General features: G+C 45.7%; 22 protein-coding genes. 9 read left to right on the forward strand and 13 right to left on the reverse strand.

Annotated elements, in window-relative coordinates; all coding sequences use genetic code 11:
- Nucleotides 1-5: 5 nt before the first annotated feature.
- The 8 genes from panB to ilvA form a co-directional block, all read right to left on the reverse strand.
- Entirely contained in the window at nt 6-803 is a 798-nt protein-coding gene (panB, locus tag QUF61_RS00375) for a 3-methyl-2-oxobutanoate hydroxymethyltransferase (RefSeq protein WP_289679902.1), read from the reverse strand.
- A 167-nt stretch (nt 804-970) separates the two neighbouring features.
- Nucleotides 971-1384 (reverse strand): FAD synthase family protein, encoded by a 414-nt coding sequence (locus QUF61_RS00380; protein ID WP_289679903.1) that lies wholly within the window; start codon nt 1382-1384, stop codon nt 971-973.
- A 64-nt stretch (nt 1385-1448) separates the two neighbouring features.
- On the reverse strand, nt 1449-2102 hold the full coding sequence (locus QUF61_RS00385) for a CDP-alcohol phosphatidyltransferase family protein (RefSeq protein WP_289679904.1): 654 nt from the start codon (nt 2100-2102) through the stop codon (nt 1449-1451).
- A gap of 94 nt (nt 2103-2196) precedes the next feature.
- Nucleotides 2197-2853 carry an NAD(P)H-dependent oxidoreductase gene (locus QUF61_RS00390; RefSeq protein ID WP_289679905.1) on the reverse strand — a complete coding sequence of 219 codons (657 nt, stop codon included), beginning with the start codon at nt 2851-2853 and terminating at the stop codon, nt 2197-2199.
- A gap of 241 nt (nt 2854-3094) precedes the next feature.
- A complete protein-coding gene (gene metK, locus QUF61_RS00395; protein ID WP_289679906.1) occupies nt 3095-4255 on the reverse strand; it encodes a methionine adenosyltransferase in 1161 nt (386 codons plus the stop codon).
- Between the two features lie 22 nt (nt 4256-4277).
- Nucleotides 4278-4913, reverse strand: coding sequence for a lipoyl(octanoyl) transferase LipB (gene lipB / locus QUF61_RS00400; protein ID WP_289679908.1), 636 nt, complete (start codon nt 4911-4913; stop codon nt 4278-4280).
- 165 nt (nt 4914-5078) lie between these two features.
- Nucleotides 5079-5834, reverse strand: coding sequence for a 16S rRNA (uracil(1498)-N(3))-methyltransferase (locus tag QUF61_RS00405; RefSeq protein ID WP_289679909.1), 756 nt, complete (start codon nt 5832-5834; stop codon nt 5079-5081).
- A 64-nt stretch (nt 5835-5898) separates the two neighbouring features.
- Complete coding sequence (gene ilvA / locus QUF61_RS00410) at nt 5899-7410, reverse strand: threonine ammonia-lyase, biosynthetic (protein ID WP_289679910.1); 1512 nt, start codon at nt 7408-7410, stop codon at nt 5899-5901.
- Nucleotides 7411-8050: 640 nt separating this feature from the next.
- On the opposite strand from ilvA, the gene QUF61_RS00415 reads away from it, so the two are divergent.
- Complete coding sequence (locus QUF61_RS00415) at nt 8051-8917, forward strand: Rpn family recombination-promoting nuclease/putative transposase (RefSeq protein ID WP_289679911.1); 867 nt, start codon at nt 8051-8053, stop codon at nt 8915-8917.
- Between the two features lie 373 nt (nt 8918-9290).
- Here QUF61_RS00415 and QUF61_RS00420 read toward each other — a convergent pair whose 3' ends face one another.
- The 4 genes from QUF61_RS00420 to nadB all read right to left on the reverse strand — a co-directional run bounded on the left by QUF61_RS00420 (nt 9291) and on the right by nadB (nt 12441).
- Nucleotides 9291-9467 carry a hypothetical protein gene (locus tag QUF61_RS00420; RefSeq protein WP_289679912.1) on the reverse strand — a complete coding sequence of 59 codons (177 nt, stop codon included), beginning with the start codon at nt 9465-9467 and terminating at the stop codon, nt 9291-9293.
- Nucleotides 9468-9651: 184 nt separating this feature from the next.
- Nucleotides 9652-9942: a hypothetical protein gene (locus tag QUF61_RS00425; protein WP_289679913.1), complete on the reverse strand. Its 291-nt coding sequence runs from the start codon at nt 9940-9942 to the stop codon at nt 9652-9654.
- Between the two features lie 95 nt (nt 9943-10037).
- A complete protein-coding gene (locus QUF61_RS00430; protein ID WP_103921414.1) occupies nt 10038-10811 on the reverse strand; it encodes a YciK family oxidoreductase in 774 nt (257 codons plus the stop codon).
- Entirely contained in the window at nt 10801-12441 is a 1641-nt protein-coding gene (gene nadB, locus QUF61_RS00435) for an L-aspartate oxidase (protein ID WP_103921413.1), read from the reverse strand. The genes QUF61_RS00430 and nadB overlap by 11 nt, the downstream gene beginning before the upstream one ends.
- A gap of 270 nt (nt 12442-12711) precedes the next feature.
- Here nadB and QUF61_RS00440 point away from each other — a divergent pair, with 270 nt between their 5' ends.
- The 4 genes from QUF61_RS00440 (at nt 12712) to QUF61_RS00455 (ending at nt 15441) form a co-directional block, all read left to right on the forward strand.
- The gene (locus QUF61_RS00440; RefSeq protein ID WP_289679917.1) at nt 12712-13173 is read left to right on the forward strand and encodes a SoxR reducing system RseC family protein; all 462 of its coding nucleotides are present in this window, start codon (nt 12712-12714) and stop codon (nt 13171-13173) included.
- 42 nt (nt 13174-13215) lie between these two features.
- Nucleotides 13216-14682 carry a DegQ family serine endoprotease gene (locus QUF61_RS00445; protein WP_289679918.1) on the forward strand — a complete coding sequence of 489 codons (1467 nt, stop codon included), beginning with the start codon at nt 13216-13218 and terminating at the stop codon, nt 14680-14682.
- Between the two features lie 145 nt (nt 14683-14827).
- A complete protein-coding gene (locus tag QUF61_RS00450) occupies nt 14828-15067 on the forward strand; it encodes a glutaredoxin family protein (RefSeq protein ID WP_289679920.1) in 240 nt (79 codons plus the stop codon).
- 158 nt (nt 15068-15225) lie between these two features.
- Nucleotides 15226-15441: a hypothetical protein gene (locus tag QUF61_RS00455; protein WP_289679921.1), complete on the forward strand. Its 216-nt coding sequence runs from the start codon at nt 15226-15228 to the stop codon at nt 15439-15441.
- 2 nt (nt 15442-15443) lie between these two features.
- On the opposite strand, the gene QUF61_RS00460 is transcribed toward QUF61_RS00455, so the two are convergent.
- Nucleotides 15444-15581, reverse strand: coding sequence for a hypothetical protein (locus QUF61_RS00460; protein ID WP_289679922.1), 138 nt, complete (start codon nt 15579-15581; stop codon nt 15444-15446).
- 136 nt (nt 15582-15717) lie between these two features.
- Here QUF61_RS00460 and QUF61_RS00465 point away from each other — a divergent pair, with 136 nt between their 5' ends.
- The 4 genes from QUF61_RS00465 (at nt 15718) to QUF61_RS00480 (ending at nt 21690) form a co-directional block, all read left to right on the forward strand.
- A complete protein-coding gene (locus QUF61_RS00465; RefSeq protein WP_289679924.1) occupies nt 15718-18891 on the forward strand; it encodes an Lcl domain-containing protein in 3174 nt (1057 codons plus the stop codon).
- A 166-nt stretch (nt 18892-19057) separates the two neighbouring features.
- A complete protein-coding gene (locus QUF61_RS00470) occupies nt 19058-19432 on the forward strand; it encodes a four helix bundle protein (protein WP_289679926.1) in 375 nt (124 codons plus the stop codon).
- Between the two features lie 204 nt (nt 19433-19636).
- Entirely contained in the window at nt 19637-21214 is a 1578-nt protein-coding gene (locus QUF61_RS00475; protein WP_289679927.1) for a reverse transcriptase domain-containing protein, read from the forward strand.
- Complete coding sequence (locus QUF61_RS00480) at nt 21199-21690, forward strand: Lcl C-terminal domain-containing protein (RefSeq protein WP_289679928.1); 492 nt, start codon at nt 21199-21201, stop codon at nt 21688-21690. The genes QUF61_RS00475 and QUF61_RS00480 overlap by 16 nt, the downstream gene beginning before the upstream one ends.
- Nucleotides 21691-21774 lie beyond the last annotated feature (84 nt).

The raw sequence follows: 21774 nt of genomic DNA on the forward strand, positions 1-21774 counted from the left end.
CAAACTTATCCATTTTTAACCGGAAAGTCTTGAGCTTTTACCGCTTGCACATAGGCCTTAAAGGCATCAGCAATACATGCTTGTCCCAGCATGAAATTTTTGGCAAAAGCCGGGATCTTACCGGGGGTTAAGCCTAGCATGTCATAACTTACCAGCACCTGACCATCGCAAGCATAACCTGCACCAATGCCAATAACCGGAACTGAAAGGTGTTGCGCGATATACTTACCCACTGTTTCCGGCACGCATTCCAATACCAGCAGACGAATACCTGCCTGTACCAGCTCTGTTGCCTGAGCGTATAACTGATTTGCGGCTTGCTCGGTTTTTCCCTGTTGTCGATACCCCCCCAGTTGATGGACAAACTGTGGCGTTAAACCCAGATGACCACAAACGGGAATACCGCGTTGTGTCAGTTGGGTAACACTATCAAGCACCCAAGCCGCGCCTCCTTCCAGTTTCACCATGTGGATGCCAGTTTGCATCAAAGCACTGGCATTTGCCATTGCCTGTTCTGCTGTGGCATAGCTCATAAATGGCATATCTGCAATAATAAAATTCTGTGGTGCGCCGCGCCTGACTGCGCGACAATGATAAACCATCTCCTCTAAGGTGACGGCTAAGGTACTGTCCTGCCCCTGCACCACCATGCCCAGAGAATCACCTACCAGCAGGCAGTCCATGCCGGCAGCGACAGCCTGTGCTGCAAAACTGGCATCATAAGCGGTTACGCAGGCAATTTTTTTTCCATCATTTTTCATCTGCTGTAGTTGCAAGATGGTTTGTGGTGCAGTGCTTTTCATTGAGAACCTCTAATAACATCGCAAATTACTGGCAGTCAAAAGTTGCAGAGCAAGGCACGAGTAGCGCAGCTTTTGGCTGTCTGAGTGCATTTGCCTTGTTATGTTTAATGATTGGTTTTGGGTGTTGCGACTTCATTTTCTATAATAATTTCTGCTATATATTTGCCTCAATGAAATTGCGCTAAGACATTTTGCTTTATTTGAGTGGACGATGTTCTTGGATTATAACGAACTTGAATAATTTTTTTCCCCTCAGCTTTTAAGTAAGATTCAACATCGATATTATATTGTTTATCCCCCCAATCTTCTCCAATTACAAAAATATCGACATTTAATTCCTTGCAAGCAGATATATATTCAAGTTCATAGTAGGGGCGTACAATATCTACACAGCGTAAAGCCTTCAGCATTTCCTCTCGTTGTTCAAGGGGAATAACAGGTATATTGGGCTTGTAGGAATTCACTACACTATCTGAGGCAACGCCAACCACCACGACATTACCTAAAGTTCTACAGTATTCTAGTAATGCAAGATGACCTACATGTAACAAATCAAATGTACCTACCGTATATATAATCATTGTGTTATTTGTCCCCTGTATCAAAGTAATTTTTATTAATATGCTGTACCAATCTCGTTACTTTCTATAGAAGTTTCCAGCCATAGATAGCAGTCATTCCAAGTGTATAAATAGCAAGAATATAAACATTGACTGGATTTCCAGAAAGTTTTGGTGTTTTGATTTGCGACACATTCAAAGCAGCAAGACCAAGACCACTAGCGTACAAAATAACAGTAAAAATTCCCCCACTAAAAATACCTTCAAATAAAAAAATGAAAACGAGTATTATATTATTGTTATCAAGAGCCATCCCAGTGTATTTCGTCCCACCAGCAAGGCCGAAGGTACTGAAATAACTCAACCGTATCGCACTAGCGGCAATCATTAAAAAAGCACCAACTAAAAATACAGGCTCAAATTTTCCATAGCTCAGCAGAAGAATGGACGGTGCAACACCATAACTGACAATATCTATTAAAACATCAAGTTGTCCACCAAAAGCCCGGTCGTTACCGGTCCGACCTTTCATTCTTCGTGCGATGAGACCATCCGCCCAGTCAAATGCAACAGCCCAGATCATGCCAATCATTGCTGCGTAATAAACACCTAGGATACTGAAGTAAATAGCCAAAACTGTACAAGCCAATCCTGCAAGTGAACACAAGTTTGGCAGATCTTTTACAAAGGAAAGAATGGTAGGCTGTAACGCTTGAGGCTCTACATTATCTGTGGTCATGGTATTCCTAACAGTAATAATTCAATTTTATGATAAATTTAGCGGTATAACTAAAATATCTATAGTTTTTACTTATATACATGGCTGTATACCATTATATACGCACTAAAATATCATCTAAGCGATGTCGTGACTTAGGAAGTTTTGAATTATAGTCCTCTTGAGGATGATGATAGCCAATAGCCAAAGCGACATCACACTGATAACCATCAAGCTCCTTTTTGAATGCTTCGTTTACTAAATCAGTATCAATGCCTTCCATAGGCGTGGAATCTATTTTGAGACGCGCTAAGGTATGTAGTGTATTTCCAAGGGCAATATAGGTTTGTGCTTTTGTCCAACCACTTGTATTTCCAGTTTCATCGGTATTTAGCTCGGCAAACATAAAGACACCAAAGGCACGCTCTCGATCTTCTGGTTTGGTTCGTTTGTCCTCGATGCCTTTATCCACCACTTTGGCAAAATCATCACGGGTGTAACATGGGTTGTGAGCAAAAAGAATAATTTGTGAGCTGTCAAAAACATGAGGCTGATTATATTGATGTTTTTGAGCAAATGTTTTACTCATGCGCTCTTTTGCTTCAGCACTTTCAATGACCACAAACCTCCATGGTTGAGAATTAATAGATGATGCAGAGAGGCGCATTGCTTCAAAGAGCACATCAAGATCTTCTTGAGGAATCTTTTTGCTGGCATCATATTTTTTGGTGGCATGTCTCCAAAGGAGTGTTTCAATAATTGGATGAACCATAGATATTCCTGAAAGTTAATTTGATATTGTTCATTTTTTACACATAACTGATGTTACGCAGTGGCTTCTTTTTTGAGCTAAATTGATTTATTTGTCAAAAAAACCACCACTGTGCAACGCTTTTTGATCTTTGGGAAGCAAAAAATTGCCTTAGATCAAATAACAAGCACAATATGATGCCTGCGTAACTTCAGTTATCAAGGAACATGCACGAAATGAGCAAGTTGTTTTATGTGCGTTTCTAAATACCAGCAGCCTGTTTCAAAGCCTCAGCCTTATCCGTTTTTTCCCAACTGAAACTTTCTTCAGTGCGTCCAAAATGCCCATAACTTGCGGTAGGTAAATATACCGGACGTAATAAATCAAGCATGGCAATCAAACCACCGGGGCGCAAATCAAAATGTTCGCGTACCAATTCAGTCAGGCGGGCTTCATCAATCTTTCCCGTACCAAAGGTTTCCACGCGAATGGAAGTCGGCTCGGCAACACCAATCGCGTAAGACACCTGAATTTCACAGCGATCTGCCAAACCTGCGGCAACAATATTTTTAGCTGCATAACGGCAGGCATAAGCCGCTGAGCGATCCACTTTTGAAGGGTCTTTACCAGAAAACGCACCACCACCGTGGCGCGCCATGCCGCCATAAGTATCAACAATAATTTTACGCCCGGTCAGACCACAATCCCCCACTGGGCCACCAATCACAAAACGCCCGGTTGGATTAATATGATACTGGGTATCGGCATGTAACCATTCTGCGGGTAAGACATGTTTAATAATCTCTTCCATGACCGCTTCATGTAAGGCGCTGTTTTCAATCTCAGGATTGTGTTGCGTAGAGAGTACCACCGCATCAACGGCAACAGGTTTGTCATTTTCATAACGCATCGTCACCTGACTTTTAGCATCAGGGCGCAACCAGGGCAGAGTACCATTTTTACGCAATTGCGCTTGACGTTGTACCAGACGTTGTGCGTAAGTAATGGGCGCAGGCATCAGCACTTCAGTTTCATTGGTGGCATAGCCAAACATCAAACCCTGGTCACCAGCCCCTTGCTCATGCTCTTCTGATTCATCCACACCGATTGCAATATCCACAGATTGTTTACCAATACCGGATAAAACAGCGCAGGATTCCCAGTCAAAACCCATTTCAGAACTGTTATAACCAATTTCCTTAACGGTTTGACGCACCACTTCTTCAATATCAACAATTGCGTTACTGCGAATTTCTCCCGCAACCATAACCATGCCGGTTTTTACCAGGGTTTCACACGCTACGCGGGAGTTTTTATCCTGTTCCAGCATGGCATCAACAATGGCATCAGAAATTTGATCCGCAACCTTGTCAGGATGACCTTCGGAAACAGATTCAGAGGTAAACAACACACTTTCAGACATTCTATTTTCTCTTGTTTAAGTTTTAGGGTAATGGGCGCTGATAAAGTTGCACATATAAACATGCCAGTAATTGCTGACGCACTTGCGCCATATCAATAGCAACACCCTCTTCAGATAAACTGGTCACAGCCAGTCCCGGATAACCACAAGGATTAATCCCCTGAAAAGGCGATAAATCCATGTTAACGTTTAAACTCAGACCATGATAACAGCATCCACGTCTGACTTTCAGCCCCAGCGCAGCAATTTTATGTTCATTAACATACACGCCAGGCGCTTTTTCCCGTCGCTTGGCGATAATACCCAAGGATTTTAAAAACTGGATAACGGTTTCTTCAATCAAATACACCAGTTGCCGTATCGATATATGATGACGTTTAAGATCAAGCAAGAGATAAATTACTAATTGTCCTGGCCCATGATAAGTCACCTGCCCACCTCTATCGACTTTCACAACGGGGATATTTCCCGCTTGCAGGATGTGTTCTGGTTTTCCAGCCAGACCTAAGGTATATACCGGTTGATGCTCCAATAACCAAATTTGATCCGGGGTACTGCTGGTTCTGCGTTCAGTAATCTGTTGCATTGCCTGCCAAACAGGAAGATAAGGAACCAATCCTGGATATTTTACAACTAATGGTGCGGGATTTTTATTCATATCAGAAGCGATGCAAAATTTACAGATACTTTATACTTGCTTTAAGTTACAAAATTGTTTTTTGTTAAAAGCCGAGTTCTTGGTAGTGCATGTTGGGTTTCAGTATTTTTAGATAAAAAATTATCTCAAACTCACGTTAGTTTGTATTACGCAAGATTTTATCTATCAGCCCCAATCTCCCCAGCGTGATTGACAGACAGCCAGCATACTCAGGGCGGCTGTTTCAGTGCGTAAAATACGTTTACCTAAATGCACCCCTGTATATCCTGCGGCTTCAATGGCAGCAATTTCTATATCAGAAAAGCCCCCTTCCGGGCCAATTAATAGCACAATATGCTGAATATGCGCTGGCAATGCGGATAAGGTGATATTGGCAGTTGGTGATAACACAATTTTTGTTCCCAACTGCTCACTTTGCGCTGTAAGATAATGGCTTAAATCCTGCGCCGGGTGTAATACTGGTAAACGATTTCTACCGCATTGTTCACACGCACTGGTAATAATTTTCTGCCAATGCTGCTGACGTTTTTCCAGATATTTTGTATCTGTGCGCTGACTACGCTGCGCCTTTAATGGCACAATATATTGCACGCCCAGCTCTGTGGCTTTCTGCATCACCACATCCATATGCTCAGAACGCCCAATACCCTGCACCAGGGTGATTTGCAGGGGGGATTCTCGTTCCAATGCAGAAAAACCCAATATTTCCAAACTCAGGTTTTTTTTGGTTTGCGCGACAATGCGTGTCCGGTATTCGCCACCTAAACCATTAAATAAAATCACTTCATCATCACAGGCCAAGCGCAAAACCCGCCCCAGATAATGCGCAGCTTCATCTTTTAATGACAAGGTAGCCCCAAGCTGCAAGGTGCTGTCAACATACAAGCGGCTCACCCGTTTATGGTTTTTTTTTGATTTCATGCCAAATAATATGTAGCAGATTTAAGATAAGGGATAACACTCCTTTGAGGGGTGTTATCCCTCCCTAATTCAGAAACAAACGATAAGCGATATTGTCATCTTCTGTCCAATAATTGTACTTAAGATGATCCAGACGCTGATGCAGGATTTCAATTTCGCTATCAGCAACCTGTATACCCATAAGTACCCGACCATAAGCCGCGCCATGATTGCGATAATGAAACAGACTGATATTCCATTCCTTACCGAGTTCGGTCAAAAAATGCAATAAAGCACCGGGGCGCTCAGGAAATTCCAAACGATAAACCCGTTCATTTAAGACGCAGGAAGAATGACCGCCAACCATGTGCCGCACATGGGTTTTGGCGATTTCATTATCACTGAGATCACAGACTGGATATTCACGTTCTTGTAATTTTTCCAGTAATTTTTGTTTTTCATCCGGGCCGTCCATACGCACGCCAACAAAAATCTGTGCATCTTTATGATGGGCATAACGATAATTAAACTCAGTTAAAGTATGCAGACCCAGGGTATGACAAAAGGTGCGGAAACTACCGGGGGTTTCAGGAATGGTAACCGCCATCAAGGCTTCGCGCTGCTCACTGACTTCCGTGCGCTCAGCAATGTGTTGCAGACGCTCAAAGTTCATGTTTGCGCCGCTGGCGATGCTAACCAAAGTCTGCCCCGTGACCCCGGTACGATTGACATAATTTTTAAGACCCGCCAAGGCCAATGCACCGGCAGGTTCCATCGTCACCCGCGTTGCTTCAAAAATGTCTTTGATTGCCGCGCAGATTTCATCGGTATTGACCAGAATCATTTCATCAACATATTCTTTTGCCAGTTCAAAAGGTGCTTGCCCCACCTGCTTAACCGCAACACCATCGGCAAAAATACCCACTTGATCCAAAACCACACGTTCATCGGCTTGCAGTGCAGCATATAAACAACCGGCATCATCGGGTTCCACGCCAATAATACGCACTTCCGGGCGCACATATTTGACATAAGCAGCAATACCCGCAATCAAACCGCCCCCCCCTACAGGGACAAAAATGGCATCCAGCGCACCACTGTGTTGATGCAGGATTTCCATGCCCACCGTACCCTGTCCAGCAATCACATCAGGATCATCATAAGGATGGATATAACTCAGGCCGCGCTCTTGCGCGAGTTTTTTAGCATGTATGCCTGCATCATCATAAGAACTCCCGTGTAAAATAATTTCAGCGCCCCAGTTGCGTACCGCATCCACTTTAATTTCCGGGGTGGTTTTCGGCATCACGATCAATGCCTGAGCGCCTAAAGCACTGGCTGACAAGGCCACGCCTTGCGCATGATTCCCCGCCGAAGCCGCAATCACGCCCCGCGCCAGGGCTTCACGGGAAAGATTTGCCATTTTGTTATAAGCACCGCGAATCTTAAAGGAAAACACCTGCTGGGTATCTTCACGCTTCAAATACACCTGATTATTCAGACGCTCTGACAGCACTTTTGCAAAATCAAGATGGGTTTCTTCCGCCACATCATAGACTTTAGCTTGCAGGATTTTTTTTACATAGGAAGTGAGCATGATATGGTTTACGGTTTACGGTTTACGGTTTACGGTTTACGTTGGCAGAATAAAAGCTATTTCTAGGTTTGACAACACAGGCAAACACCGCTGTATCCCTGAGAAACGGTCCGAGAATACAAGGCCTACTGCGGAAAAACCGGATTTTCCCTGCCAACGAAGATATTGGGAAAGAGGGTAAGCAGACAGCAATAAGTATCCCAACATTCATTCTCTTCATGTACTTCATGGTAAAAATGTTAAAAAACTTATGCCCAGGTACTTAAAAAGAGATCCAAGGTTACCAGCATATTTGGGATAAGTCGATATGCTTTGCATATTTCCGGGGGAGGGTTGTGACGTAAATCTCGGGAATCGTCTTCATGAGCGGGTAGCGAGCAATCGTAGTAGGAATACGGCACTGCTACGTCTCCAGATTTCATCAGTATTTATGTTGCGCCCTTTCAGGGCTTGATTGAAACCAAACATTAAACCCAGGGTTTCACCCTGGGCTGGTATGCAGCGCCCTTTCAGGGCTGAAAATGCACAATAAAAAAATCCGCTTTAAGGCGGATTTTTTTATTCATGGTAAGATTCTCCGTTAAATTAACGAAGATATTGTCCGCATTCACTGTTTTTCATAAAGCTGGAGCCGCTTGTCATGTCAAGAAAACTCATCAGTTTTGACTGGGCTATTAAAAAAATTCTCAGAAGCAAAGCCAACTTCGGCATACTCGAAGGCTTTTTAAGTGAACTGCTGTTTACTGACATCCACATCCTGGAGGTGCTGGAAAGTGAAGCGAATCAGGATACCGGTTTTGATAAATACAACCGCGTGGACATTAAGGTCAAAGACAGCAGCGAACAAATCCTGATTATTGAAATCCAGTATTCGCGGGAGTTGGACTATCTGCAAAGAATTCTATTCGCTACTTCCAAAACCATCAGTGAGCATCTGGCGGAAGGCGCGGCTTACGCCGATGTCAGCAAGGTGATTTCGGTGAATATCCTGTATTTTGATTTCGGCAAGGGCGATGATTACATCTATCACGGCACCACCCGTTTTACCGGCCTGCACAACCACAGCGTTCTGGAACTCAGCGAAGAACAAAAAAGGCTTTATAAAGCGGAAAAAATTGCCGATATTTATCCGGAATACTATTTGATTGAAGTTCGCAACTTCGATGACATCGCCAGAGACAGCCTGGATGAGTGGATTTATTTTCTTAAAAACGAGCAAATCAAGGAAGGATTTAGCGCCAAAGGGCTGAAACAGGCGCAGGAAACCCTGGACGTACTGAAAATGAGTCAACAGGAGCGCCTGGCCTATGCGCACCATCAAGAGCAACTGCATTATGAAGCCAGCATGTATGAGTCCACTTATGTGCTTGGAGAAATGAAAGGCATGGAAAAAGGTATAGAGCAGGGTATTATTATAACTGCTAAAAATATGAAACAAGCCGGGATTCCCGTTACCACCATTAGCAAAGTGACCGGTTTATCAGCCGCGCAAATAGCAACGCTGTGATTGCTGACGCGGCAAAAATATCCACCACAAGCCCCGGAAGCAAGCCCGTATTTTCAGGGAAAATAGTTGTTAAAATTTTACTCAAACACGATTTAATTGGGAAATAATGAAAAAAGCCTTAAAAATCAAGGCGGAGACTAACTTTTTTGCACTGTTTTGGTGCGGCAAAAAAGCCTTGCAATTGACTGAAAATACTATTAAATTTAAAAACACTTAGGGTTGACAGCTACCCAGCCAATAAAGGCGATTGGAACCCGTAGAGACTTAGCAGTGCTATGTCTCTACTACGGTAGCTAAACCCGGCAATGAAGATAATCAAAATTAAAAAAATCCGCCCTAAAGCGGATTTTTTTATGGGTATTTAAAATTTTGCCTAAAGCAAAATTTTATGGATTTTTTTATTTTTCTCTTTCTGCTTTTTAGCTTTGCTTGACCATTTACCGATGCTTTGGTAAAAATCCCTGAGCCGGGCGTTGTCCGGCGTTTCGCTGCCGAGTTTGTTATACCAGTCGGCGGCTTTGGCTTCGGCTTGGGCGGGATTGCCGTTCAAGTCCTGGTAGAGCGCCTTTTCCAGCGGGGTGTCCAGTTGTTCCAGCGCAGTCTCAAACTGTATCTGTTTTGCCTGTGCGGCGGCTTTTTGCGCCAGCGCCGGTAAGCCAGCCTGGAACGCGCCGGGCTGAGATGAAATAAATTCATTAATTCACGTAAAGCGCCTTTGCTCATGCCTTCTTTGCTCAGTGCATGACGTAGTTCACCAAGCTTGGATAAGGTGGCTTGACCTGGAGGTTTAAAGTTCCCGGTAAAAAGGGATAGGTATCGGCGTAGCAGCAGGCGGACTTGAACAAGGCGTAACCAAAAGCACCGGCAAGCATGGTGCCGGGCGTACTGCCAGCATGTGGCGGTAGATAAAATGGCTGTTCGGCCCGGCATTGCAAAAGCAGTTGTTGTACGGGCAGAGTAAAGGGATGGTTTTGCGGATCGTATGCCATTGCAGATGGGTTTATTGAAGAATCGGGCAGGTTCATTGATGTTATCCAAAAAGGAAGGAGGTAGATATTCCCTCCCCCCTCAATCCTCTCCTGCAAGGAGGGGAGGGCAAAAGCCTGCGTTTATGGGCTACTCACGCTGTTTTATTTTGACAACACAGGCAAACACCGCTATGCCCCTGGCTGTCCGGCCCCATTAAATACAGATAATGCTTCATTACATCTTCAGGCCTGGCAAGTGCTTGTGGATTTTCACCTGGATAGGCGCTTTCCCGCATCCGGGTACGCACCGGGCCGGGATCGATGCAGTTGATACGCAGGTTTTGTTGATGCTCTTCTTCATCCGCCAGAATTTCCATCATGCCTTCCAGCCCATGATTGGCAACCCCATAAGCGCCCCAATAAGCACGGCCTTTGCGCCCGACATCGGCACTGGTAAAAATCAGCGTAGCGTCGGCTGATTTTCTTAGCAGCGGCAAACAAGCCTGGGTCATCATAAAAGGTGCATTGACATTGACATGCAATACCTTGTGCCAGAGTTCTATATCATAAAGCTCAATCGGTGTCAGTGTGCCAAGGATGGCGGCGTTATGCAGCAAGCCATCAAGCTTGCCAAAGGTTTCATTCAGGCGTTCCCCCAGTTCTTCATAATCCTTGGGGCTTGCACCCTCCAGATTCAGGGGATAAATTGCCGGTTGCGCACCGCCATCAGCTTCAATTTCATCATAAACCTGCTCAAGCTTTGCCACGGTGCGGCCCAGCAATATCACAGTTGCACCGTGCGCGGCAAAGGTTTTGGCAGCAACACGACCAATGCCGGAACCGGCACCTGTCACCAGGATGGTACGATCTTTTAATATATCGGTGGCGGGCGTATAGTCTTCAGGCAATTGAATTTCAGTAGTCATAATAGTGATGTTGTCCAGATTCAGGAATTAGAACGGTGTTATGCGCCAGTGGCGCGGGTTCCGGGTAATCCAGGGTATAGTGCAGACCCCGGCTTTCAGTGCGTTGCAATGCTGAGCGAATAATCAGATCAGCCACCAGCACCAGATTACGCAGTTCAATCAGGTCATTACTAACCCGGAAGTTACGATAATATTCATTAATTTCATTATGTAATAAGTCAATACGCCGTTGCGCGCGTTGCAGGCGTTTGGTGGTACGCACAATACCCACATAATCCCACATAAAGCGACGCAGTTCTTCCCAGTTGTGAGAAACCACCACTTCTTCATCGGAATCGGTGACGCGGCTTTCATCCCAGGGTACTTGCCAGCCAACAGCGGGGCTGTCGGGTAACAGTGATTGAATTTTTCCGGCAGCAGCGTGAGCAAATACCAGACACTCCAGCAAAGAATTACTGGCCATGCGGTTAGCGCCATGTAAACCGGTGAAAGACACTTCCCCCACTGCAAACAGGTTATGAATATCAGTTTGCCCATTACGATCAATGACAATCCCGCCACAGGTATAATGCGCGGCAGGCACCACCGGAATAGGCTGAGTGGTCATGTCATAACCATATTCCAGGCAACGGGCGTAAATATTTGGAAAATGACGGGTGATAAAATCAGCCGGACGGTGGCTGATGTCAAGAAAGACATAATCACTGCCCAGACGTTTCATTTCATGATCAATCGCGCGCGCAACAATATCACGCGGTGCCAGCTCGCCGCGAGGGTCAAAGTCTGACATAAATTGACTGCCATCAGGTAATAACAATTTACCGCCTTCACCCCGCACCGCTTCAGAAATTAAAAAGGATTTAGCGGCAGGATGATACAGGCAAGTGGGATGGAACTGGATAAACTCCATATTGGCAATCCGGCAGCCTGCGCGCCAGGCCATCGCGATACCATCGCCGGTGGCTTCATCGGGATTGCTGGTATATAAATACACCTTACCGGCACCACCGCTGGCTAAGACCACAAAACGGGCGGCAAAGGTTTTCACATGATCAGCATCCCGATCCAGTACATAAGCCCCTTCACAGCGGCGCTGCCCCGGTCCTTGTTTATTATGCACAATCAGATCAATAACCAGGTGACGCTCAAATACATCAATATTATTATTTTCTAAAACCTGTTCAGTCAGACTGTCAGCCAAGGCTGCGCCAGTGGCATCTTCCGCGTGAATCACGCGGCGGTGGCTGTGTCCGCCTTCGCGTGTCAGGTGGTACTCAGACTCACCGGAATCTGAACGGTTGTCATTGCGCGTAAATTCCATGCCTTGCTGTATCAGCCATTGAATACGCTCAGCACCTTGGGAAACCGTATAGTGCACAATATCGGGGTCACACAAACCTGCACCGGCATTAAGCGTGTCATCAACATGTGATTGAATTGAATCATTGGCATTGAGCACTGCGGAAATGCCGCCCTGAGCATACTGGGTAGAACCTGAGTGCAAGGTACATTTGGATAATAAAGCCACCCGTGCCTGTGGTGCCAACTCCAAGGCCAGACTTAAACCGGCAGCGCCGCTGCCGATAATCAGGACATCGTATTCATATTGATTTGCGTGTTGATTAGGCATTACAGATTATTCATAAAGGCAGGGTGAGTTATGGCTGCATGGTATCATTTATCTGAGTTCGGTGTAAGCTTCTTTCAGCGCTAAAGGCGCTGAAAACTGGTTTCACCTTACGTTGGTTCATTAGGTAATACCTTGAGTTTGGTGTAAGCTTTTTTTAGTGCTAAAAGTGCTGAATACCACTTCCATCTCATGCTGATTTATGAACTTGGATTGAGTCCATAATTACGATAAAAAAACCAGTCATAGATCTTAATGCGCAAGGGATCGTTTATGTTAACCGCAGAAGGCACTGTCGTTGCCAGTCGTGAAGAAGACGGAGAAAACTGGATTTGGGTGGAAACCCGCAACGCCGGGGGCTGTAATGCCTGCGGTGCGGGTGATGGCTGCGGTACAGGGGCTATGACCCGTTATTTCAGCGCCCGTCAGAGCAACTTAAAATTACCCAATTCTCAAGCCGCTGAAGTTGGCGACCAGGTACTGATTGGCCTGCCGGAACAAGCGATATTACAAGCTTCCAGTTATTTATATCTGTATCCTTTACTCTTTTTATTCCTCGGCCTGCTCGCTTATGAAGGACTGGCCTACTGGCTGGAATGGTCAGTACAGGATGGCTGGGCGTTGTTGGCTGGTTTTTGTGGTTTGGCAGTGGGTTTACAGTACATGCGCCGCAAAACAAATAAACGCAATATTCATTCATATCAACCCAGATTATTATCGATTTTACAAAAATAGCCGTACATCTGTTAATCACTTTATACGACATAGGGAGATACCGTGTTGAAATATCACAACTTAAAAACTTTTTATATCCCGTGGGCACTGTTGTGCGCATTTTTATTCAGCAGTCTGCACACGCAAGCTGCGGGATTGCCAGATTTCACCAAAATGGTGGAACAATATGGCCCGGCGGTGGTCAATATCAGCAGCAGCAACAACCACAAATCCAAAGACAGCAAACGCAGTCGGGAAATCCCCAATATTCCAGAAGACAGTCCCTTATATGACTTTCTGCGTAAATTTCTGGAAGAAGAGGAACGCAGTGGCGGTGATGAAGACAGCCTGCCCCACCGCTTTTTGCGCTCGCAGGGTTCCGGTTTTATTATCTCCCCGGACGGTTATGTCGTTACCAATGAGCATGTAATCCACGATGCCGATGATATTATCGTGCGCCTGACTGATCGCCGTGAACTCACTGCAAAAGTCATTGGTACTGATAAACGCAGTGATTTGGCCCTGTTGAAAATTGATGATAATGATGAAAACAAAGATTTACCTTTTGTTAAAATCGGCTCTTCTGACAAGCTGAAAGTTGGGGAATGGGTATTGGCCATTGGTTCACCCTTTGGTTTTGAAAATACCGTCACTGCCGGTATCGTCAGTGCAAAAGGTCGCAGCCTGCCGGAAGGCAACAGCAATTACATCCCGTTTATCCAGACTGATGTGGCGATTAACCCCGGTAACTCCGGCGGCCCCTTGTTTAATCTCAATGGTGAGGTGGTTGGCATTAACGCCCAGATTTATAGTAAAAGTGGTGGATTCATGGGGGTTTCTTTCACCATTCCCATTGATATCGCAATGAGTATCATTAACCAGATTAAAGATAAAGGCTCAGTTTCCCGTGGCTGGCTGGGTGTTTTAATCCAGGATGTGAACAGCGATTTGGCAAAATCCTTCCATATGGATAAACCCAAAGGCGCGCTGGTGGTGGAAATTTTTGATGGCCCGGCAAAATTGGCAGGCTTGAAAGTACGTGATGTCATTATTGCCTTCGACGGTCATAAAATCACCCGCTCTTCGGAACTGCCCCCCATTGTCGGTTCGGTGCCTGCCGGTGCAACGGTGGACGCGCTGATCATTCGTGCGGGTAAAGAAATACCGATTAAAGTCACCGTAGGCGAATTACCCGCAGAAGAAGACATGGGTCGGGTTACTGGTAAAGCCGATGCCGTGGAAAAAACCGCACGTTTAGGCGTTGCTGTAACCGATTTGGATGAGGATATGCGCAAAGCCTTGAAAGTTGAAAAAGGCGGTGTGCTGGTGAAAAAAGTTAAATCTGATGCAGCTAAAGAAGCAGGGGTTCGCAAAGGTGATGTTATTCTCATGCTGGGCAGTCAGGAAATTGCCGATGTCAAAAGTTTTGAAGCGATTGCCGATACATTAAAAGCCGGAGAATTTGTCTCTATTTTGATTAATCGTAAAGGCTCCCCGACTTTCCTGGCGATGGAAGTGCCTGAAAAATAGTGGAAATGTGCTGGTGCAGCTTGCAAACCTGTATCAGCCCATTTACGGATAACACCCCTTCAAAGGGGTGTTATCCGTTGGCTTCTTGGAAAATTAATTATCTGAAATACTATAGATAAAAAACTTATATCGAGTCCAGGTTAATATGCTGAATCTCACGCTTTACACCCGCCTTGACTGCCATCTCTGCGAAGACATGCAGCAAGCTTTGATGCCCTTGCAGACTGAATATGGCTTCAGTCTGCATATTGTTGATATTGATGCAGATGACCACCTGCGCGTGCTGTATAACGAACGGATTCCATTGTTAATGGCAGGCGAACAGGAAATATGTAGTTATGTATTAAATGAAACAATGCTGCGGGAATTTTTTAAGCAGACATGAGATGTTTCCGACCTGCTTGAAATATTCCAGTCGCGGTTATGGAACAGGAATGAAATAAAAGCCGCAACTGGACTTGTCTTTTTATCCATTTAAAGTTACCAGCACTGTTTCAGTCTTAATGACCTGATGAGTGAGAAGTTATAAAATTCTCACTCCTGATGCCTTTCGCCATCCACAACCCCGGCCTGCTGCTCATCACCGAAGAACTGCAACAACATCCCCAATATCAAAACCTGGAACAATACCCCATATTTCAAAAATACTGCGTTCCCTTTGACCTGCGCAGCATCAGCAAAATCTGTTTCAAATTGTCAGACAGCAGTCGGCAATTTATCAGTTTTCACTACATGCACAGTCAGGCAAGACACGACTGATATCAACAAATCAGCACACCCAATCCGCTTGAACCCAGCCATAAACTGGAAAAATTCAAGGTCTCAACAGCTACATCAAATACATCTGTCAGCATAACGCCGATTTGTTTGGCGAATATCACGGCAGTGGCAAGCGCCACTATGCGTTTCTGGTGGATATTGCGTTTTCCCGGAAAAATTTTTGGTAAAAACCTGATGTTTGGGGTTTTTGTATGGATACAGCTATGGTAGTTTGAAGATGAATAATTTATTGAAAATATAATCAGGAGTCACCGCATGAAAAAATTATATTTAATATTCGGATATATCTTAATCCTGTGCTATCCCATAGCACATGCTCAAATACTAGAATTTCCCACTTCTCAAGTCGGAATGAATTACGATAATTACGGTTTTTTATGGCTGGAAGATGGCGAGGATTTACCAGGCATTCCAAGTGAAGATAAAAGCCAATATATACAGGAGTTAATGAACTGGGCAGCTTATTGGGATTTACCAATTCATCAGGTATATGCTTCCGGCCTTATTAACCTACCTGTTGATAGCATCATTGATGTGGACAAGCTCAATGGTATCGAAGAATATTACGACATCAACACACCGCTTTGGAAATTGATGCGTGATGTGCTATTTCTGGAAAGTATGCAAGATAGCATCGTCAAGTGGGAAAGCGAGTATATTATAGGTGTGAGTGCTAATGGAAAAGAAGGAAAGTTTAAGGAAGCTCTTTACCTTGCAACAATCATTATGGAGCGCTATCAAAACTATATTGGTGATGAAGAGCGAAATGTATTGCTCAGTGTTCTGCTTGGCATAGGTGAACAAGGTGAGCATAGTTGGGGTAACCTTTTATTGGCTGATCATACAGCAGAAGCACTGACCAAAGATAAGGTCTTGGAGTATTTAGCAGAAGGTCGCCTGACTTTTTTTGATGAAAAAGACAACTTGGCTATTATTGATGGCAAAAAACTGTTAGCAAGCATTGGTATATCTTATTATGCTAAATCTGCCAAATCAGAAACTGATAAAAAAGTTGTTGCCTTATTTGAAGCAGGGCAAACTATCTGGGGTGCCACTCAAGGGGGCATGGGGCTGATTGCTGCGCCAGGTTTACTGGTGTATCAAGGTCTTACATATGTTATTGATGGTATAAAGGCAGAAACATTAGGTGCGCATTTACTCAATTATTATCGTTTAGCAACAGAACACACATCGCTTCTGAAAAATTATGCAGACAGTGGAAATACCGCTTCATGTGGAGATTTGAACAACTCCATGTTTGACGCCACTAACAAAATCCTTTGCTTTGGTTATAACCGCGCTGGTGGTTATAATGATTACTTCCGTAGCACTTCTCACACTAATGACTCAACATTAAATGAATTAGCTTATTTAAGAGAATGTACTTTCCTTAATGATGAAGAAAAGAGAAACTGTAGCGTTGATCTAAATCCTACAGGTTCACAAATCACCAAAATCCAAAAAATGTATGCCTGGGCAAATCTCTTTGCCAGCATAAAAGCCTTGAATATCCTACAGATTAAAAGAGATATTGCCGCCCATGCACATCTTAAAATGTTAATTGCAGGGGATTTTAATCTGGATATGAACTGCGATGTCAGTAATGATGGTTATGCACCTGCCACAATAACTTGCGATGCAACACAAGCGCTTCCCAATGAGGTTTCAATTAAAGAGTATCACTATGAATTCCCAGGTGATAGCACACCTGTTGCTATTGGTGTAACCGCTCCAGGAATAAGGCAAGCTAATTTTCCGGCTGCGGGGGTTTATGATATTTCTTTGACTATTAAAACAACGGAACAAGACTATACCATTAACAAAAGAATCACCATCAAAAAACCCCCGGTTCAGGCTGCCACAACACCGCCGGAGCCACCAAAAATCAAACTGGAAATCGAGGGTGAAAAAGCCAAATTATCCTGGCTGGATATTTTTGATGCTGAAAACTACACCTTGTTTTATGCGCCATACTCCAATCCGGTCACGCAGGAAACCCTGGATAATATTCAAAGCATTCCCGTAGGCCAGCAAAACTTTTTCTCGGTCGCCTTTGATAGAGGTGTCAGTCTTTATCTTGCGGTGCAAGCCAATAACCAGATGGGTACAGGTAATTTCTCCAATGTCGAGGCACTGGTGATTCCCGATCCAGTCACCGTACCGCCACAAGCACCTGAATTTAGAGAAACCAAACAACGGATTAACCGTATTCTGATGAAATGGAATGCGGTTGATAAAGCTGAAAGCTATACACTCTATGTGCAGGAAGACGGGCAGGCGGAACAAGTTTTGGCATCGGGTTTAAGCAATACCTATTATATTCACGGCAATGTAAAAAATGGTGTTACTTATCGTTATCGCCTGACGGCGCAGGATATAAATGGTTTAAGCAGTGCTTATTCCGTACCAGTATCTGAAACTTTTAACAATGCAGGAGAAGAACCAACGCTTGCTCCAGCTTTATCTGCACCGGATAATCTGACAGCCACCCCCGGCGATGCTGAAATCACCCTCAGTTGGGATGCGGTCAGTGGCGCGGCGGCTTATCGGATAACGCATAAAACTGGCACTGGAAAATTTGGCACTACGGTAGCCTCCGTGCCGGGAACCAGCCACACCCTGACCGGGCTAACCAATGGCGGCAGTTATGTGTATAAAGTCGCGGCACTAGATGCCGATGGCAACAGCGGCGACTATTCCGCCGAAGTCAGCGCCAGTCCGCAAGCCGCTACGCCGCCACCGGTTATCGGCGGCACCGGCAAGCTCAACGACACCGGCATCACCTGGGGTGGTGAGTATTCCAGAGGCAACAACGATACTTGCACCGGAGAAACCATCAGCCAGCAGGACTGCTCACAGGGGCGGGATGTCAGCCATAACGATGACAGCGATGGCAATGCAGGCTTCAGCTTTGCCAAAGTATCGGGCGGGCAATGTGTGCAGGATAACGTCACTGGCTTGATGTGGGAAGTCAAACAAGGCGGCAATGGCACTAAAGGCGATGAAGGACTGCATGATGCCGATGATGAGTACAACTGGTACAACACCGACTCCAGCAGCAACGGTGGCGCGGACGGCTATGCCGATGATGACGGTGACATTTGTCATGGCTACCAGTCCGGCAGCACCGGCACATATTGCAACACCCAGGCGTATGTGGCGCGGGTCAATACTGAAGGCTGGTGTGGTTATACCGACTGGCGTATGCCCACACGAGAAGAATTACGCTCGATTGTCGATTATGGGACTTATAATCCGGCGATAGACACCCGTTACTTCCCCAATACACAATCCGATTGGTACTGGTCGGGCTCGCCCTATGCCGCCGTTTCAAACGACGCCTGGCACGTGGACTTCAACTATGGGCACTACGGCAGCTACTACCGTAGCTACGGCCAGCACGTTCGCCTGGTGCGCGACGGACAGTGACCTTTGCTTTTTGCCTGCCCGGTTAAAACTGTGCACGAAAGTTTTTGCTGGGCACGGAGCTAATCAGAATGCTGTCCGGGAACGCAAGACCTACTCTATTCTTCGGACAGCCCCGAGCCTTATCCCCGCTTGCGGGGATCGCGACATTTTTTGGAAATCTACCGCTATGTATCAGAAAACCAGCCCGATATTACGTGATGCCAACCGCCTGCTAGTTGAAATGGAACAAGTAGTACGCCATTTTCCGCGTTATCACAAATACACTCTGGGTAGTGAGTTACGCAGTCAGGTATTCAAAATCAACCAGCTCATTGCACGCGCCTGGCAATATAAACAACAAACAAACTATTACCTCAAACGGATCATTCGCAGTATAGATGACTTAAAAATCCAGTTACAACTGGCAAAAGAATTACAAGTATTTCGTAATTTTGCAGAATTTCAACGCCTGGCTGAATTAACAATCAGCCTGGGCAAACAGAGTGGGGGCTGGTTGCGGCGCCTAGCCAAGCGACAGCCAGAAGCAGAGCAAGGCGGATAAGCAATCGCTTCTCTGTTTTGCTTTATTGCGCGTGCTGATGTCACTGTGCGCGGGTGAGACCCGGCTATGCGCCGGGTATGAAAAAAAGCCCAGGCTACCGTCAGGATGCCAAAGGCTTGAGGAACTTCACCCGCTAAGGAATTGTCTGGTCAGGCTCGCCCTATGCCGCCAATTCAAACAACGCCTGGAACGTGAACTTCAACAATGGAAACGACAACAACAACAACCGTAACAACAACCAACACGTTCGCCTGGTGCGCGACGGAAAGTGGCAACGCATCGGTATTCAACTTCGCTGACTTGTACGCGGCTTATCTGCAATGCAGACGACGCAAACGCGGCACGTCAGATTGTCAGCATTATGAACAACGCTGGCTGGACAATTTGTTTGATACCTTATTTCGCTTACAGCAGCAAAGCTACCAGCCCACCACGACTCATTGCTTTGTCGCAGTCAAGCCTAAAGCACGGGAAATTCATGCCGCAAACTTCGCCGACCGCGTGGTGCATCACTGGCTGGTACCACGTCTGGCGGCTTTGTATGAGCCAATTTTTATTCATGATTTATATTCCAATCGTGAAGGCAAAGGCACCCATGCAGCAGTAAAGCAGTTGCAACATTTTATGCGTAGTAAAAATCTCTCAGGATTAAATAGACCTTACTTCCTGCAACTGGACATTCATAACTTTTTTAACAGCATTGATCGCCCAATTCTCTTTAAGCAGTTACAAAAACGCCTGGGTAAAGCGATTAAACAAGGCAAGACAGGGCAGCAGGAAGCCCAAGCCCTGCGCTGGCTTTGCCACGTATTGCTAAAACACGACCTCAGTGCCGATGTACAATATATTGGCAAAGCCAAAAGTTTCAGCCAGGTGCCACCGCATAAACGCTTTGGCGCCTTAGGTGCAGACAAGGGCTTGCCAATAGGCAATCTCACCAGCCAGTTTTTTGCCAATGTCTATCTCAATGAACTGGATCAATTCATCAAACATCAGCTTAAATGCCGCCATTATTTGCGCTATGTCGATGACTTTATCCTGCTGCACCAGGAACCAGCGCAACTGCGCCGCTGGCAACAACAAATCAGTGTGTTTTTGCAACAAAACCTGTTATTGCAATTAAAACCGGGAACCCGGTTGGCACCCGTTGCCGATGGCGCAGACTTTCTTGGTTATATCGTCCGCCCACATTACCGTTTGGTGCGCCGCCGCGTGGTGGGCAATTTATATGAAAAACTCCATACCTGGCAAAAGCACTTTATTTCCGGTTCTCTTGTCACTGGTTGGCGCATCAAGCTCTATCAGCAAGCCCGGGAACAATTACGCACCACTTTAAGCAGTTATCTGGGGCATTTTCAGCATGCCCATCATTACCGCCTGGTGCAGCGTATTTTTACCCGTTTTGCATGGCTCTCCTTGCTATTTCAGGCACCAGAACTACCTTTGCACCCATTGTGGCAACCGCAAACGGTCAGTAGCTATCGTAGTCAGATTGCTTATTTTCGCCGTTTATTTCCAAAGGCTTGCTTGCATACGCAGCGTGGACGTGAATGTGATTTTGTCCTGCCAGGCATAAGCCTGCCAATCAGTCATACCGCATTTAACCTGCTCAAGACACTGGACTGTCTGCCAAAACAAGCAGCAAACCCACAAAATCTGTCAAGGCTTGCGGTAAGTAAGCTTGTTATCAGGGAAGCCGGTTTTCTTAAGGGCGGACTCAAACGCCGCCTTATTACCCAAATCCACACTTTTCCAGGAGTACCCTTATGTTATCACGTCTAATATTTGTAGCTTGCGGGCTTGTTTTTACTTGCAACCTGTCCGCCCAAACCTGCAACCCCGACATCCAGGCAAGTACCCCCGATGCGCGTTTTACCCACAATGGGGATGGTACAGTCACTGACCAGCAAACCGGCTTAATCTGGAAGCGTTGCCTGGAAGGGCAAAGCGGCGCGGATTGCATGACAGGTACGCCAGAAAGCTTTACCTGGCAACAGGCTTTACAACGCGGGGCATCACAAAGCCCCTGGCGTTTACCCAATATCAAGGAACTGGCTTCTATTGTTGAACTGCATTGTTATGATCCGGCAATTAATTTAACGATGTTTCCTAATGACCCTGGTGGTTATGTCTGGTCAGGCTCGCCCTATGCCGCCCATGCGAACCTCGCCTGGTACGTGGACTTCGACAGTGGGCACGCCAGCGGCTACTACCGTGGCTACAGCCGGCACGTTCGCCTGGTGCGCGACGGACAGTGACCTTTGGTTTTTGCCTACCCGGTTAAAACCATGCACGAAAGTTTTCGCCGGGCACGGAGCCAAGCCCGGTAGGAAAAATTGAAG

This window comes from Candidatus Venteria ishoeyi, assembly GCF_030378065.1.
Taxonomy (GTDB): Bacteria; Pseudomonadota; Gammaproteobacteria; order Beggiatoales; family Beggiatoaceae; genus Venteria; species Venteria ishoeyi.

Excerpts from the sequence above, each read along its gene's own strand:
- panB (WP_289679902.1), bottom strand. The coding sequence starts at position 803 with ATGAAAAGCACTGCACCACAAACCATCTTGCAACTACAGCAGATGAAA.
- QUF61_RS00405 (WP_289679909.1), bottom strand. The coding sequence starts at position 5,834 with ATGAAATCAAAAAAAAACCATAAACGGGTGAGCCGCTTGTATGTTGAC.
- QUF61_RS00470 (WP_289679926.1), top strand. The coding sequence starts at position 19,058 with ATGTATCAGAAAACCAGCCCGATATTACGTGATGCCAACCGCCTGCTA.
- QUF61_RS00425 (WP_289679913.1), bottom strand. The coding sequence starts at position 9,942 with ATGAACCTGCCCGATTCTTCAATAAACCCATCTGCAATGGCATACGAT.
- ilvA (WP_289679910.1), bottom strand. The coding sequence starts at position 7,410 with ATGCTCACTTCCTATGTAAAAAAAATCCTGCAAGCTAAAGTCTATGAT.
- QUF61_RS00390 (WP_289679905.1), bottom strand. The coding sequence starts at position 2,853 with ATGGTTCATCCAATTATTGAAACACTCCTTTGGAGACATGCCACCAAA.
- QUF61_RS00385 (WP_289679904.1), bottom strand. The coding sequence starts at position 2,102 with ATGACCACAGATAATGTAGAGCCTCAAGCGTTACAGCCTACCATTCTT.
- QUF61_RS00455 (WP_289679921.1), top strand. The coding sequence starts at position 15,226 with ATGCCTTTCGCCATCCACAACCCCGGCCTGCTGCTCATCACCGAAGAA.
- QUF61_RS00415 (WP_289679911.1), top strand. The coding sequence starts at position 8,051 with ATGTCAAGAAAACTCATCAGTTTTGACTGGGCTATTAAAAAAATTCTC.
- nadB (WP_103921413.1), bottom strand. The coding sequence starts at position 12,441 with ATGCCTAATCAACACGCAAATCAATATGAATACGATGTCCTGATTATC.
- QUF61_RS00450 (WP_289679920.1), top strand. The coding sequence starts at position 14,828 with ATGCTGAATCTCACGCTTTACACCCGCCTTGACTGCCATCTCTGCGAA.
- QUF61_RS00465 (WP_289679924.1), top strand. The coding sequence starts at position 15,718 with ATGAAAAAATTATATTTAATATTCGGATATATCTTAATCCTGTGCTAT.
- QUF61_RS00380 (WP_289679903.1), bottom strand. The coding sequence starts at position 1,384 with ATGATTATATATACGGTAGGTACATTTGATTTGTTACATGTAGGTCAT.
- lipB (WP_289679908.1), bottom strand. The coding sequence starts at position 4,913 with ATGAATAAAAATCCCGCACCATTAGTTGTAAAATATCCAGGATTGGTT.
- QUF61_RS00475 (WP_289679927.1), top strand. The coding sequence starts at position 19,637 with ATGGAAACGACAACAACAACAACCGTAACAACAACCAACACGTTCGCC.
- metK (WP_289679906.1), bottom strand. The coding sequence starts at position 4,255 with ATGTCTGAAAGTGTGTTGTTTACCTCTGAATCTGTTTCCGAAGGTCAT.
- QUF61_RS00430 (WP_103921414.1), bottom strand. The coding sequence starts at position 10,811 with ATGACTACTGAAATTCAATTGCCTGAAGACTATACGCCCGCCACCGAT.
- QUF61_RS00440 (WP_289679917.1), top strand. The coding sequence starts at position 12,712 with ATGTTAACCGCAGAAGGCACTGTCGTTGCCAGTCGTGAAGAAGACGGA.
- QUF61_RS00480 (WP_289679928.1), top strand. The coding sequence starts at position 21,199 with ATGTTATCACGTCTAATATTTGTAGCTTGCGGGCTTGTTTTTACTTGC.